The organism is Neobacillus sp. SRL179, from assembly GCF_984799095.1.
Genome location: NZ_OZ481792.1, coordinates 830,447 through 844,866, shown reverse-complemented (window position 1 = coordinate 844,866; position 14,420 = coordinate 830,447). Strand labels below are relative to the sequence as shown.

Sequence of the window (14,420 nt, the reverse complement as noted above, 5' to 3'; positions counted from 1 at the left end):
AATATTTTAATAGGCAGGTAAATGGGTATTCCCACGTATCTTCCAAAACAGCTAGAACCCATAATCATTTATGGGTTCATTAACGCTTTTTTTTTATTGATCTGAGACTATTAAACTCATAGTAATTGTTGTAAGGATCATTAAATAATATTAACTAGTGCCATACTCGCTAAAATAAAAGCCCCAACCCCATGAAGGTCATTTTCCGACACTGGACGAGAAACATAGTAATCATAAACACCAGCAGAAGTTCCGATACAAATACCTTTCATCGTTAATGAATCTCCATCCACTTCAATCATCTCATTTAATAATCCTTGGTATCCTTTTATGGCGGCCTCAAGGTATTCTTTCCCCACATATCCCTGTTCAACCGCCTTGGCAATGGTATAGACGAAAAGACTCGAGCATGATGATTCTAACCAGTTATCGGCTAAGTTTCCTTTGTCCACAATTTGATACCATAAACCAGTTTGTTCATCTTGAAAGCTGACAAGACTTTTGATCAGACTTTGTAAAGAAGAAATTAGCTCTCCTCTACCGCTATGATCCTTAGAAAGATGATCGAGGATATCAATCAGTGCTGTTCCATACCAGCCTACAGAACGTCCCCAGAATTCTGGCGAACAGCCTGTTTCAGGATTTGCCCACGGCATCTTTTTGCTTTCATCATAAGCGTGATAAAAAAGCCCTGTTTGGTCATCTTTCATATTTTTCCGCATTAGCTTTTCTTGGTTTATTACCATGTCATCTAACCCTTGTTCGTTAAAGGCATTCTGGTACATTAAGGCAAAAGGTCCTGCCATGAACAAGCCATCGAGCCACATTTGATAGGGATATTTGTCTTTATGCCAGAAACCGCCTTCTTTTGTTTTGTTCAAGGTATGGTATAAATTTCTTAGTTTATCAGTTGCTTTCTTGTAACGTTGATCATTCGTCACATTAAGCAATGGATATAACAAAATCCCTACTTGAATCGAGTCGAGCTGGTCCCGCTCGAACAGAAAGTTTCCTTCTTCATCTAAAAGATTATCAATATAACGTTTAAGGTAATCAAAATACGCTTGATTTTGCGTTTTCTCCCAAACACGCTGCATACCGTAAAGGTAAACCCCCTGATGATAGTGCCATACATTGGCTGGCGGCAGTTCTTCTGGTGTAAAAGTTTTCATCAAAGTTTTAGATGCTTTCTCAGCCATCGCTAATGCTATTTCTGCTGTTACAGTGGTCGTTTCCGTTTGTGAATGATTCATGATTCTACCTCCTGGTTTTCCAGTTATTTAAGAAAATCGTCCCGCTGGGGTGTAAAGATATCCAAAATAATAGATTCGTCATCTAGTGCCTTCACACCGTGTAAGGTATTAGAAGGAATATAGATGCTATCCCCTTTGTCCACTTGTTGGACTTTTCCATCCAAGGTAAATTCAAAACAGCCTTGAACAATATAACTAATTTGTTCATGAACATGGGAGTGAATCTCACCAATAGCGTTTTTCTGAAACGTGACTTCCGTCATCATCATGCTTCCGCCTCGAGCCAACAGCTTGCGCCTAGCACCTTCTCCGGCAAAATCTGCCTGAAGCAAATGACCTTTTACAAACATTTACGCTCCCCCTTTACGCTTATGTAGATCAATTAAATAGAGGTTAGTTGGACCATCACGGTCGGAAGTGAAGAGGATTTTTTGATTATTCCAGCTGAAGGTTGGATGGCAATGGGTTTGCTGTGTCTGCCAGCTTGTCATATGGGTGCAGAGCGTCTCAATGGAAGCCATTTCTCCTTCTAAGTTGATTAACACAAGGTCCTCTACCTCATCTCCAACTAAAAGAGTATTATCTTTGTTACTGTGATAATGGTTGCAGTAATAAGGCAAATCGACGGTACGCAGGATGGTCCCATCTTTGTCGGCTAGTCCAATAAAGGGAACTTGATCGGTTTCCACTTTTTCAATCGTTGCCTGGGTCTTGTTAACCGTAATCGTCCCATCATGACCTTTTCGGCGATTATCAAAAAAGATTTTTCCATCTGTTGTCCAAAATTCATGACCGATACAATCATCTTCCCCCTGGCGGTATACAGGCGTTACACCTCTGCTTCTCATATCAATCAGCCACATCCGTTGGTGTACTAAATTCCACGGACCTTCGTGACAAAACATGCCAAGACTGCTATCGGTCGGACAAAACTGAAAATGCCCGAGCCAATGGGTATCTTCAAAAACATCGATAACCTTTGAACCATCGAGGCTAATAAGGGTTATCCACCCCTTTTTGGTTGCATACATTGTTTCTTTAAACCCTTTGTAGTTCGCCCCCCTAGTGATTTCAACTCGCTCATTCCTTGCCAGTCCGATATACTTTTTATCTGGAGAGATATGCGGGTGTCCGAGATGAACATTGTTTTTCTCTTTATAAACCACCGAAATTTCCGATGTTCTGGTGTTCAATTTTTTAATTACATTTCCGGTTACATACACGACTATTTCGCTATCTGGCGTTTTGGTATGGGTGCCAGGGGAAATCCCCTCTGTCTCATCCGTTAATTGAATAATTGTTCCAGTATTCAAATCCATCTTAAATAGATTATAAATGCGCGGAGACTTGGAAGAGCGGTCAGAGAGGAAATAAATCTCCTTGTCTCCTTGGGTAAAGGCATTGTCTGTAAAATATAAATGATAGTTGTTTGAGCCATCAGAGGTTAACTGTATAATGGTATTCTTGGTCTTTTTATCAACATATTCCTTTATCTCAGAGGGAAACTCTTTGCCTATCAACCTATTCGCCTCCTATTTAGATGAGATAAAGCCGTCTCGAAAGTAGTTTCTAGACGGCCTTATTTTTAATGTTTATTTTTTGAAATGCTCATCGTATTTCTTTTGTGCGTCTTCAATCGCTTTTGCCCACTGATCAAGGAACTCTTCTACCGTCATTTTTCCGCTCATTACAGCCTGTGTTCCTGGATCCACTACAGTATCAAGAATGGAGCGGTATTCAGGAAGATAGAATGGCGGCTTGTAAAGAATGGTATTTGGATCGTCGTACACTTTGAATGCTGTTTGAATATGCGGCGAATCCTGTATCCATTTCTCGCTTAATACATCAGAGTTTGTAGGAATCTGCCCAACCTGCTGGTTCCAGTAGGATTGGCTGTCCTTGGAATTTAGGAATGCTGCTAACTTCCATGCTGCTTCCGGGTGTTCCGTTGTTTTGAATACACTGATTCCAATTGTGTTTCCACCTTCAGCTACATATTTGCCATCAGCTGTTTTTGGAAGGGGAATCGCTTGGTATTGGTCTGGCTGTAACGCCTCTTTATGTTCGCCAAAAGAACCAATGTTATGCTGAACCATTGCCACGGCACCTGTATCGAATCCTGCAATCATTTCCTTGTATCCGTTTGTGATATCACTTTGTGGAGTGTATTTTTTATACAGCGCAAAATACTTCTTTAGAAACTCAGCATTCTCTTTGCTGTTGATGGTACTTTTGCCATCTTTAATGTAGTTCTCTTCACCTGAGTAGGCATACATTAACCGCTGTAATTGGAAGGAACCGCCCGCTCCTCCGCGGATTGTATAACCATAGCGGTTGTTAGCTTTGTCAGTTTGTTGTTCAACAGCAGTGAAGAACTCATCCCATGTCTCAGGCACTTTTGTCCCTTTTTCCTTGAACCAGTCTGGACGAACCCAAAGAATATCAAGGTTTTGAGTATATGGAATTCCATATAATTTGTGGTCAGCAACGACTTCCTTGTTGAATTCAATCGCGCCTTTATTAATTTTGTCTTTGTCTTCCCATTTTTTGAAATAGGAATCTAATGGAAGCAATGCTTCTCTTAGTGCAAACTCTGGAAGCCAGCTTGTCTGCACACTGCCCACATCAGGAGTATCTTCCGCAGCAATGGATGCATCGTACTTCGCTTTTGCCGAGTCTTTTGGCAGCCCGACATATTCAACATCGATGTTAGGGTTTTTCTCTTCAAATCGCTTGATTAATTCTTCCCAAATTGGTGTCCGCTGTGGACCAGCATTTTCATCCCAAAATGTTATAGTAACTTTTTCATTTGGATCGGCCTTCTTTTCCTTTGTGCCAGCCTTTTCGCTGTTACCAGAACCCGAACTGCATCCTGCCAGCAGTAGTGTGGCAGCCATTGAAGTAGCAGCAACTGTTTTCCAAAACTTTTTGTACACAAAAATCCCCCTCAATCATTTGTTATATATGATTTTTACTAAAACCCACTATTATAGGATTTTGCCTTATCCTTTTACAGCTCCACCCATACCATTAACCAAATGCTTTTGTGCATAGGCAAACATTAGGACTGCAGGAATTAAAGCGATTACACTGCCGGCCGCCAATGCGCCGTAATTGATATTAAATTCACCCATCATATAGCTCAGACCGACTGGAAGTGTAAACCTGCCCTGCTGGTTTGTCAGCATCAAGGCAATCAGGAATTCATTCCAAGTATAGATGAAGGTAAAAACACTGGTCGCTACGATCCCCGGGATGAGGAGTGGAAAAATGACATAGCGAATGGCCTGGAGCTTGTTGCAGCCATCAACCATTGCTGCTTCTTCAAGTTCTCGAGGAACATTTGAGATAAATCCATTCATTAATACGGTCGTAAACGGAATCTCAACCGCTGCATAAGTAATAATTAATGATAACGGGTTACTGATTAATCCCAAATGCTTAAAGATAATAAACAATGGAATAATCAACATAGACCTCGGTATAAACTGGGTGCACAGGAGCATGAGCAGGAACGATCGCTTGCCTTTAAATTTATAACGGCTTAGCGCATAGCCAGATAAAGTTGATAGAATTAATACTATAAATACGGTGCATACACCAACTATTAAACTATTTTTAAAATAGGTTGAAAATCCTACATTAGTCCATGCTGTCACAAAGTTATCAATTGTTGGCGACGCCGGTATGTATCCAAGCGGCCGCTTGACAATATCTCCTTCGTGTTTAAACGCAGTATTAATTGTCCAATATAATGGAAAGAGAGTAAAAGCGAGCATCACCAAAAGCGGCAAATTAAATGTCAGTAAACGGTCAACTCTTTTTTGTTTGCTCATGTTAATTCCCCTCCCTTTCATATCTTGTAATTCGCAGATAAATAATAGCAAAGATTAGTAAAATACCAAAGGCTACCACTGTCAAAGCAGAACCATATCCAAAGTTGGAACCGTGTACGGCCTGTTCAGCAATATACATTGTCAAGGTTGTGGTACTATGTGCCGGCCCACCGCCAGTAAGGTTGAAAAGAAGGTCGACGTTATTAAACTCCCAAATGACACGAAGTAAAGTTGTCAGGACAATGGTATTTTTTAATGACGGCAATGTCACATATAAGAACGATTTAACTCTGCTTGCACCATCCACCTTTGCAGCTTCATAAAGTTCTTCTGGAATACTTTGAAGTGAAGCGAGTAGGGTAATGGCAAAGAAAGGAATACCTCTCCATAACTCAGCGATTACGACTGAGATAAAAGCAGTCGTGCTATCAGCCAGCCAAGCCTTGCTTTCGCTGATAATCCCTATTCTCATGAAAAGATCATTGATTACACCCATATGTTCATTGAACATTAATGACCACATTACAGAAGCTAACACACCCGAAATTGCCCAAGGAATAAAAGCAGCCGCTCTGATCATCCCTCTAAACTTAAATTTCTGATTGAGAAGAAGAGCTGCAATCAAGCCAAAGATTAGCTGCAGGCCTACCTGTGAAACCACCCATTTAAATGAGGTCAGCAAACTTGGAAGAAATAATTTATCCCCCGTGAAAATCTTCTTAAAATTGTCTATTCCGGCGAAACTGTTATAAAAGGGAGCGGAAATATCATAATTTTGAAGACTGTAGTAGAACACCGTTCCAATCGGATAGAACAAAAAGATAACAATCATTAGTGTTGATGGCAAAATAAACAAATAAGGTATCCATTTTTCTAATTTATTTTTTTTCATTGGTTTCTTTTTTGAAGTAGAAACGACCGGTGCTTCAAGCTCTTGTCTTAGATTCATTCAATGGATCCTCCTTTCTTGTTATTTATTGTAATCGAAAACGCTTTCATGGAGAATTCAATATCTTTAGCCGTTTGTTTGATTTTTTTAGATGTTCATAATTTTTTAAATTTTTTTATTAACATAACAAAGAAGGCAGCCTGTTGCAGCTGCCTTCTTTCCAAGAGCCAGTTTTCCATCCCTGCTCTCTTAATTTGAAAGTTTAATGGGATTATTTTTTGAAATATTGCCCGACTAGATTTCATTTACATTTTGGTAAGTAAAAAGTGGGTCTGTTGGTTGAGTACCTTTCGATTTACACCTATCAATTTCAATATCATTACCGTTTTCCACATAAAAGGCAGGCCCTTGATGATTGTTAACTGTCACTCGATGGAAGCGAAAATCCGAAACATTACAGCAATAAAAACCTCTTTGCTTCATGGGTTCAAGCTCCGCCATCATTGCAGGGAGCCCAGGATCGGCATCTTTCGCCATGGCTACCGAAACATTTTCAAAGGTGATATCCTCTATGTACATTTCAGCAAGACCATAGAAGAAACCAGCAGCGGCACTGACGTCACGAGCAGTTATATTGGCAAAGTGAATCCTTCTAAACACAGGTGTTTCCTTGGTAATCGAATAGGGGTTTTTATCCCACACATATTTCTCCTCACCACGTGGGCCCCAGTGGTAATATAAATTGGCGATAAACGGACAGATGACACCCTTCATGATAATGTTATTGATACGCACATCCTCAACCACACCACCCCGGCCTCGTCTTGATTTCAGGCGGATGCCCCGGTCTGTTCCTTCAAAAACACAATTGCTTATGGTAACATTTCGTATATCTCCGCTCATCTCACTTCCAAATACAATCCCGCCATGGCCATGAATCATCGTACAATTGATGATGGTGATATTTTCACAAGGGATTCGTTCCTTTGTTTCCTCTGTTCCTGCCTTAATCGCAATACAATCATCACCGACGTCAATGTGACAATCCGATATCCGAACGTTTCGGCATGACTCGGGATTAATCCCATCCGTATTCGGGGAATCGCTCGGGTTTTCAATCCGGATATTGGAAATCGTGACGTCTTCACAGCAGAGTGGATGAACGGTCCAGCTTGGGGAGTTCATTAGTTTCACTCCTGAAATCAAAACCCGTTTACAATGGTCGAAGCTGATCAGCTTTGGTCTTGGATATTGATTTTCTCTTTTTCGAAAAAGTTTCCACCAATAATTCCCGCTGCCATCCAATGTACCAAAGCCGGTGACTGAGATATTTTCAGCATTTTCGGCGTATATACAAGAGGCGTAGACTTCCCTTGGTACCCCTTCCCAGCGGGATTGGACGATTGGATAATCTTTCTCATCGGTGCTGAAGACTAATAAGGAGCCAGCCTCTAAATATAAATGGACATTGCTTCTTAAAATGATGGCACCAGTGAGGAAACAGCCAGCGGGCACATAAACAGTCCCGCCGCCTGCTTCCGCACAGGCTTCAATCGCCTTTGAAATGGCTTTCGAATTATTGGTTTCTCCATCGCTGATGGCTCCAAATTGTTTGATATCATATATACTTGATATTGTTGAACTGAACATGGTTTACCTTCCTCTTTCTCAGCTGCCATTATTTCAAAATGTGATTACGTAATGGCACTAGATGAGATTCTTTGATTCCTTCGAGAACCAGACGGGCGATTGCCTCGGCACCGGCTTCTTGAAAATGTGTGTTATCCTGTACACCACTCGGATAGTTTACATTCTCTCCAGCATCTAGAAAAAGGAATAGATCCTTTGTACCTTCAGGCCCGAGCTCTTGAAACAGTGCCTTACTTTTAGCAGTAAGGTCAATTACTGGTACATTTTTTTCGAGTCCCAACTGCTTCATGGCGGCAGGGTATTCACCGTGGGAATCACGAGCCAGCCCCTCTGCAGTAAAATGCCGGCGTTCAACAGGAGTGACGAGGACAGGAGTTGCCCCCTTGGCCCTTGCACCGTCAATATATTGCTTTAAATAACTTTTATAAGTGGAATATGGTTCCGTATAGCGAGTTGGATCCTCAGACTTTTCGTCATTATGACCAAATTGAATAAATAAGTAATCTCCCTTCTCGATCTGATTTAAGATGGAAGTGAGTCTCCCTTCATCAATAAAGCTTTTGGAGCTTCTTCCTGAGGAGGCTTCATTTTTGACAACGATTTTATCATCGAAAAATCGATCAAATACCTGCCCCCAGCCAGCTCTTGGTGCTAACGAGTCTTCATAATTCGAGGCCGTGGAATCTCCTGCCAGATAAACGGTTATTCGGTTTTTATGGATGTTCTCCTCGTTCGCAGCTTTTGATGGAAGATTGCCAAAAAACGTACCAATGACTAATAAAAGCAAGGCTGCCAATAGAATTTTTTCTTTTAGCTTTTTTCTCATCATTCTCCTCCTCCATATTTGGCTTAAGCTACACCCTGTTTCTACTATTATATTAATTCTTTGATTTAGCCTGTTCACTAACCGCCTTGCCTGGAATTAAATGAACGGCTTCACTTGGTCCAAATCCGCTCCAGCGATATCCTGAAACCTTTACAAGACCGTTTGGAATGACATCAGATAACCTTTCTCTTTTCGAATATTTGATTCCCATTCCTACTGCTTCCACTTTAAAGGTATACTTTTTCCCTTGTTTAAGACCTGATACCGTATAGTGAGTTTCGGCCGTAGTCATTTCCGCATTAATTGGGGTAAACTCAACATCCTCAGGCTTAATTGGTTGTCCGTTTACATATACACGGTAGCCAATTACGTCTTGATTTGTTGCGGCGGCTTTGTTCCAAGACAGGGACACGCTAGTACCATCCATTCCAATCTGAGCCTTTAATCCTCCCGTAAAAGATGGAGCTCCAATCGAATACGGAACTGCTGTTTCGACCTCCAAAGAAGTGCCATATTTTTTTTTGTTCCCTGCCAGGTCGACAGCTTCCACTTCCACCCTATATTTGGTGCCCGGCTTCAGATTGCTTAATGTATAGTTGCTTGTTTCAGCAAAACCATGTAATTCTCCGTTCGCATATACATTATAGCCGGCAATACCCGTATCATCACTTGCTGATTCCCAGTCAAGCGATGCCCAAGTGAATCCTGGATAAACCACTTCTACTTCTTTGCCGCTGAACGTTTCCTCGGCAGGAATTGAATTCGTAGGTTCTTTAATTTTTGTATCCGTTGGAAGCACTGGTACTGTTTCATCTACTGTTCCTTTTGTGGTAACTTTTATTTCTGGACCATCAGAGGTACGATTACCGGTTGCGTCGGCAGCTTCCACTTTGAAAGTGTAATCCTTCGCAGGTGTTAAACCGGTAACATTAAAGCTAGTGGTTTTCGTTGTGGTATAGCCTGTGCCAATTTTCTTTCCATCTTTATAAATGGTATAACCTGCTACTCCAGTATTGTCAGAAGCTCCATTCCACGTTAAGTTAACGCTCTTTCCATCCTCTGACGAAGCAGCCTGTATCGCAGTAGTTTTTGTCCATTCGGGTTTTTGTAATGCATTAACAGGAGCTCCGGTTGTATTTTCAAAGACTAGTCCGGTAGAATTAGTAATTCTCCAAGGGCTGCCGTCATTATCTTTGACGTTTGTAAAGGAAACATTTTTAAATTTAAAATCCTTTGCGTAATCCATACTAACGGAAAAAACATTGTCAAACTTTACATTTTCAAAGCTGATATTTTCGTGATAGACTTCTCCGACATCGTTGTTTCCTTTTACGAGGATGGCCTGTTTCTTGCTGCCCCCTTGATTACGGACAGTTACATTCTTGACTTTTATATCCTTAAACTGAGAGATTTGCTGTGCCGGCTCATAAAGAATCGCAGCATTCGCATCTTCATAAGAAGAGGTGAAAACAAATGGTCCATCTCCATCAATGCCTTCTAAAGCATTGTCCCTGAACAATATCTCTCTTGCTCCTCCGCCCATTGGTGTGTTGGTCTTGGCGCGCAGCCCCACGTCCGTTTTATACATTATATTGTCTTCGACTAAAAAGTTCTCAAACCAGCTCCCTGTATGGCTACCAGTCACAACCCCGCCGTGGCCTTCGCGGACATAGTTATTGAAGATCCAAGCCTCGCCGGTCGGTTCCTCATCCGCTGCCGCCTGTCCCATGCCTGCAGCAAAGTTAATGGCGTCGTCTCCGGTATCGACAAAGTTATTAAACACCATAATGTTTTGTGAATCACCAAACTCAAATCCGTCAGCATTGTTGGCATCATAGGTTTTAGCTGTGGTTCCATTTACCACAATGTTTTTACTGTGAAGATTCACAATTCCGTGAAAAGAAGGATTGAGCTGCGTAATTCCTTCATAATACATACCGTCTACTCCACGTACAGTAATGAGATTAGAACGTGTAGAGTAGGCAGATTTTGGGTTCATTCCATCTACCTGCGCCGCATAGGATTGGGCTGCTGCCAATATTCCATATGTAGAATCTGAAGCTGGATGTAATGGGCTCATATGTCCATTTTGAACGGTGACATTGCCTGTCACTTTTGCATTGCTGCCTGATAATAGTCGAGGCAGCTCTTTTCCTGCTTCATCAATGGTTGGAGAATTAGAATCTTGCTTCCATCCATTTCCATCAATGATTCCTTTTCCTACGATACGAATATTCTTGAGGCTGCCGTAATCATAGGTATGAGCATTGATGAGGGAATACGACCTTTCATCTGTTGAGTAGTCATACACCCAGAAATTCCTACTGTAATCCTCTGCATCAGAGGAACCAAGTAAATAGCCATCAATCTGAAGCGTCATATCGGATTTAAGCCATAACTCTCCCGAAATGAATTTGCCTTCGGGAATTAACACTTTTGCTCCAGGGGCGGCCGCATCAATGGCTGCTTGGATTGCTTTCGTATCCTTTGTGTCATCATTCGGAGTAGCGCCAAAATCAGCAATATTGAAAACCTCAGGCACTGTTGTCGTTTTGCCGACAATTTTATTGGAAGGAGCGGATTCAACACCCTCTGCATTGACGGATGTTACATAAAATTCATACGACTTGTTTGGCTTAAGGTTTTCAACGATGAAATTATGAATAAGAATATCTACATGGAAATCATCTTTATCGATGTTTTTATAAAAATTATCGATATAAGCTTTTGCAGGTCCGTTGTTATCCTTTAAAGCGCTGCCTATTTTCTTCCCATTTTCATAAACATAAAAGTCAACGATATCACTGTAGTCCTCAGGTTTTTCCCAAACAAGGGTAATACTGTCCTCGTCATAAGCTAAATTCGGAATCTGTAAGTTTACTGGTGATGCGGGTGCGTTTGGAGAGGATTGTTTGTTAGCAAGAGCTGGTGCACCAAGTTGGCTGAATACTAGTAATGTAACCAAAATGATAGAGATGCTAAATTTGAGTTTTTCCAATTACGTTTCCACCTTTCATATGTTTTTTTAAGACGTCCTCCTTTCTTGATACTCCATTATAGATGAAAACGCTTTCTGAAATAATCAAATATTTTTAGATTTTTGCAAAAAATCTTTATGGATTTGCTTATAATAGGGTGTGGTAGATGGTTGGGGATTTTCCGCAGCGAGTTCAAACACTCCATGAGGACTGGGTTACCTCTTTTCCCTTGTTTCATGTCCTCATGAATTCCCCATGAGGACTGAGTCGACTCTTTTGGCTCGGTTCTTGTCCTCATAAACGATCGTTGAGGACTGAGTTACCTCTTATCCCACAGTTCCGTCCTCATGAACCTCTCTCCATTTACCTCTAACCCTTCTTCCCCAAAAATCCATTAGGCCATTTCATTATTTTAAAAACAATCATTGACCAAATATATACAATTGTTATAATAAAAGTGAGTAATCACTCACAATTATTCCCGAAGGGGGTTTATCGATGTCAGCATCGATCATAATTAAAGACGTTAGTAAAAGTTTTGGGAAGAAGCTAGTCTTAAACAAATTTAATCTTTCTATAGAACCCGGTCAAATATACGGTCTGATTGGGCCATCTGGTTCAGGCAAAACAACCTTAGTCAAAATCATTGTAGGAATGGACCGTCCATCCAACGGGGACGTCCATGTATTAGATACTGCGGTCCCTAACTTGAACCTCTTGCAAAGAATTGGCTACATGGCGCAAGCCGATGCCTTATACACGGATTTAACCGGTGAAGAAAATCTAGCCTTCTTTGCTTCCCTTTTTAAGTTAAAAAAAGAGGTACAAAAGGAAAGGATTGCGTATGCAGCAGGTTTAGTCAATCTCACCGCCGATTTAAAGAAAAAAGTTCAAGACTATTCGGGCGGGATGAAACGCAGATTATCGCTCGCCGTTGCGTTGATACAAGATCCCGAAGTCCTCGTATTAGATGAACCAACAGTGGGTATTGACCCTGAATTACGGCAATCAATATGGGCGGAAATTCACCGTTTAAAAGAATCAGGCAAAACTATCTTAGTCACCACACATGTTATGGACGAAGCGGAAAAATGTGATCGCCTCGCCATGGTTAGGGATGGCGAAATTATCACCAGCGGATCGCCTCAAGAATTGAAGACTAATTATGGAATCACCACATTAGAAGAGGTATTTTTAAAAGCTGGGGGTGAAAGGAAATGAGAATTTTAGCATTAGTCAAGCGAATCTTCCATCAAATGCTGCGGGATAAACGAGCCCTTGCCCTGATGATGGTTGCCCCATTATTAATTCTTACCTTACTCCATTACTTACTTGGCGGTAATACGGTCGACCCACGGCTGGGGGTATCAGGCGCAGATGCTTCGACAGTGGAACAATTAAAAAGTAAAGACATCATCGTGGAACAATATGATCAGCCTGTCAATCCGATCAAACTAATTAACCGCGATAACCTAGATGGACTGCTGCAAATAAAGGATGATGGCAGTAGGCTAACCCTCAAAAATGAGCAGCCTTCCACAACTAAAGCTTTACAAATAAAGGTTCAGCAAGCACTTGCAGCGGAAAATGCCAAGAAGCAATCCGAAAATCTGTCTACATTCATGCAAAATATTCAAGGTAAGCTGCAAGGTCCTCCCATAAAAATGGAGCCGAGAAAGGCGCCAAAAATAGATACAGCTTATATTTACGGCAATGAGGATACGACTTTTTTTGATCAGTTAAGTCCCATTTTAGTTGGTTTCTTTGTTTTCTTCTTTGTTTTTCTCATTTCTGGAATTGCCCTATTGCGTGAGCGGACAACGGGGACATTGGACCGTTTATTGGCAACACCGATCCAAAGAAGAGATATTGTGTTTGGTTACCTGCTGGGATACGGTTTATTCGCAGTCATTCAAACCGTCATAGTCGTTTTTTATGCGGTCAAAGTTTTAGACATAATGCTAGTAGGTTCACTGTGGAATGTCATTATCATTAATCTATGTTTAGCACTTGTGGCATTATCACTTGGTATTCTTTTATCGGCCTTTGCCAATTCCGAATTCCAAATGATGCAGTTTATTCCCATTGCCATCATTCCTCAAGTCTTTTTCGCAGGAATCTTTCCGTTTGAGAGTATGCCAGACTGGATGCAGGTGATTGCGAAGTGTATGCCAATGTATTATGGGGGCGATGCCTTGGTGGATGTCATGTATAAGGGGTTAGCCTTTAACGATATTGTCAATGACCTCCTCGTGTTGTTAGGGTTCGCACTTGTTTTTATTGTCCTAAACATAGTCGTTTTGAAAAAATACCGCAAAATCTAACTTTTAAAGGAGCAGCCGATGATTGAAGAAGAAATGATGATTCAACAGCTTTTTGATGAGGAAAAGTTGACCGACAAACAAAAGAAAATACTGTTAGCTGCAATTGAATCCTTTTCAGAAAAAGGGTACGCCTCGACCTCAACCAGTGAAATTGCCAAAAAGGCTGGTGTTGCTGAGGGAACCATTTTTCGCCATTACAAAACAAAGAAGGATTTGTTAATGTCGATTGTCGGACCGATGATGACAAAGTTTATCGGTCCCTTTATTGTGAAGGATTTTGATAAAGTACTGAACCATCAGTACGATCAAGTTGAAGACTTTCTGCGCGCGACCATTGAAAATCGAAGAGAAGTTTTAAGGAAACTGCTCCCTGTGGTTAAAATTATGCTGCAAGAAATCCCTTTTCAACCAGAACTAAGAGAACAATTCATTGAGCTTATTGCAAAAAATATATTCGACCGGGTTTCAACTGTTATTAAAGGCTATCAAGAAAAAGGGCAAATCATTGAAATGCCGGTCGAAAGTGTTGCCAGACTCGCTATAACCAGCATCCTTGGCTACTTGGTGACCCGCTATGTCTTGTTTCCTGATAACGAATGGGATGATGACCTAGAAACAGAACGTACCATCAAATTCATCATGCATGGGGTAGGAAAAAAGTGAG

The 14,420-nt window shown here is 41.1% G+C and carries 12 protein-coding genes; 3 read left to right on the top strand and 9 right to left on the bottom strand.

Going from position 1 to position 14,420, the window contains the following annotated elements; genetic code table 11:
- Positions 1–140 precede the first annotated feature (140 nt).
- The 9 genes from AC4E8C_RS04125 to AC4E8C_RS04085 all read right to left on the bottom strand — a co-directional run bounded on the left by AC4E8C_RS04125 (position 141) and on the right by AC4E8C_RS04085 (position 11,452).
- Positions 141–1,253 (bottom strand): glycoside hydrolase family 88/105 protein, encoded by a 1,113-nt coding sequence (locus tag AC4E8C_RS04125; protein WP_490210483.1) that lies wholly within the window; start codon positions 1,251–1,253, stop codon positions 141–143.
- Between the two features lie 23 nt (positions 1,254–1,276).
- Positions 1,277–1,603, bottom strand: coding sequence for a cupin domain-containing protein (locus AC4E8C_RS04120; protein ID WP_490210481.1), 327 nt, complete (start codon positions 1,601–1,603; stop codon positions 1,277–1,279).
- Positions 1,604–2,773 (bottom strand): oligogalacturonate lyase family protein, encoded by a 1,170-nt coding sequence (locus AC4E8C_RS04115; RefSeq protein WP_490210479.1) that lies wholly within the window; start codon positions 2,771–2,773, stop codon positions 1,604–1,606.
- 72 nt (positions 2,774–2,845) lie between these two features.
- Complete coding sequence (locus tag AC4E8C_RS04110) at positions 2,846–4,189, bottom strand: ABC transporter substrate-binding protein (RefSeq protein WP_490210478.1); 1,344 nt, start codon at positions 4,187–4,189, stop codon at positions 2,846–2,848.
- A gap of 66 nt (positions 4,190–4,255) precedes the next feature.
- Positions 4,256–5,089 (bottom strand): carbohydrate ABC transporter permease, encoded by an 834-nt coding sequence (locus tag AC4E8C_RS04105; protein WP_490210477.1) that lies wholly within the window; start codon positions 5,087–5,089, stop codon positions 4,256–4,258.
- 1 nt (position 5,090) lies between these two features.
- Positions 5,091–6,038, bottom strand: coding sequence for a carbohydrate ABC transporter permease (locus tag AC4E8C_RS04100; protein WP_490210475.1), 948 nt, complete (start codon positions 6,036–6,038; stop codon positions 5,091–5,093).
- A 234-nt stretch (positions 6,039–6,272) separates the two neighbouring features.
- Positions 6,273–7,628, bottom strand: coding sequence for a glycoside hydrolase family 28 protein (locus AC4E8C_RS04095; protein WP_490210474.1), 1,356 nt, complete (start codon positions 7,626–7,628; stop codon positions 6,273–6,275).
- 28 nt (positions 7,629–7,656) lie between these two features.
- Complete coding sequence (locus tag AC4E8C_RS04090) at positions 7,657–8,457, bottom strand: rhamnogalacturonan acetylesterase (RefSeq protein ID WP_490210473.1); 801 nt, start codon at positions 8,455–8,457, stop codon at positions 7,657–7,659.
- 49 nt (positions 8,458–8,506) lie between these two features.
- Positions 8,507–11,452: a fibronectin type III domain-containing protein gene (locus AC4E8C_RS04085; RefSeq protein ID WP_490210471.1), complete on the bottom strand. Its 2,946-nt coding sequence runs from the start codon at positions 11,450–11,452 to the stop codon at positions 8,507–8,509.
- A gap of 478 nt (positions 11,453–11,930) precedes the next feature.
- Here AC4E8C_RS04085 and AC4E8C_RS04080 point away from each other — a divergent pair, with 478 nt between their 5' ends.
- From AC4E8C_RS04080 to AC4E8C_RS04070, 3 genes are read left to right on the top strand one after another with little or no spacing between them, the layout of a single operon-like run.
- A complete protein-coding gene (locus AC4E8C_RS04080; RefSeq protein WP_490210469.1) occupies positions 11,931–12,653 on the top strand; it encodes an ABC transporter ATP-binding protein in 723 nt (240 codons plus the stop codon).
- Positions 12,650–13,756, top strand: coding sequence for an ABC transporter permease (locus AC4E8C_RS04075; protein ID WP_490210468.1), 1,107 nt, complete (start codon positions 12,650–12,652; stop codon positions 13,754–13,756). Before AC4E8C_RS04080 ends, AC4E8C_RS04075 begins: the two co-directional genes overlap by 4 nt.
- 18 nt (positions 13,757–13,774) lie before the next feature.
- Positions 13,775–14,419, top strand: coding sequence for a TetR/AcrR family transcriptional regulator (locus AC4E8C_RS04070; protein ID WP_490210467.1), 645 nt, complete (start codon positions 13,775–13,777; stop codon positions 14,417–14,419).
- Position 14,420 lies beyond the last annotated feature (1 nt).

Excerpts from the sequence above, each read along its gene's own strand:
- AC4E8C_RS04120 (WP_490210481.1), bottom strand. The coding sequence starts at position 1,603 with ATGTTTGTAAAAGGTCATTTGCTTCAGGCAGATTTTGCCGGAGAAGGT.
- AC4E8C_RS04070 (WP_490210467.1), top strand. The coding sequence starts at position 13,775 with ATGATTGAAGAAGAAATGATGATTCAACAGCTTTTTGATGAGGAAAAG.
- AC4E8C_RS04105 (WP_490210477.1), bottom strand. The coding sequence starts at position 5,089 with ATGAGCAAACAAAAAAGAGTTGACCGTTTACTGACATTTAATTTGCCG.
- AC4E8C_RS04075 (WP_490210468.1), top strand. The coding sequence starts at position 12,650 with ATGAGAATTTTAGCATTAGTCAAGCGAATCTTCCATCAAATGCTGCGG.
- AC4E8C_RS04080 (WP_490210469.1), top strand. The coding sequence starts at position 11,931 with ATGTCAGCATCGATCATAATTAAAGACGTTAGTAAAAGTTTTGGGAAG.
- AC4E8C_RS04100 (WP_490210475.1), bottom strand. The coding sequence starts at position 6,038 with ATGAATCTAAGACAAGAGCTTGAAGCACCGGTCGTTTCTACTTCAAAA.
- AC4E8C_RS04125 (WP_490210483.1), bottom strand. The coding sequence starts at position 1,253 with ATGAATCATTCACAAACGGAAACGACCACTGTAACAGCAGAAATAGCA.
- AC4E8C_RS04095 (WP_490210474.1), bottom strand. The coding sequence starts at position 7,628 with ATGTTCAGTTCAACAATATCAAGTATATATGATATCAAACAATTTGGA.
- AC4E8C_RS04090 (WP_490210473.1), bottom strand. The coding sequence starts at position 8,457 with ATGATGAGAAAAAAGCTAAAAGAAAAAATTCTATTGGCAGCCTTGCTT.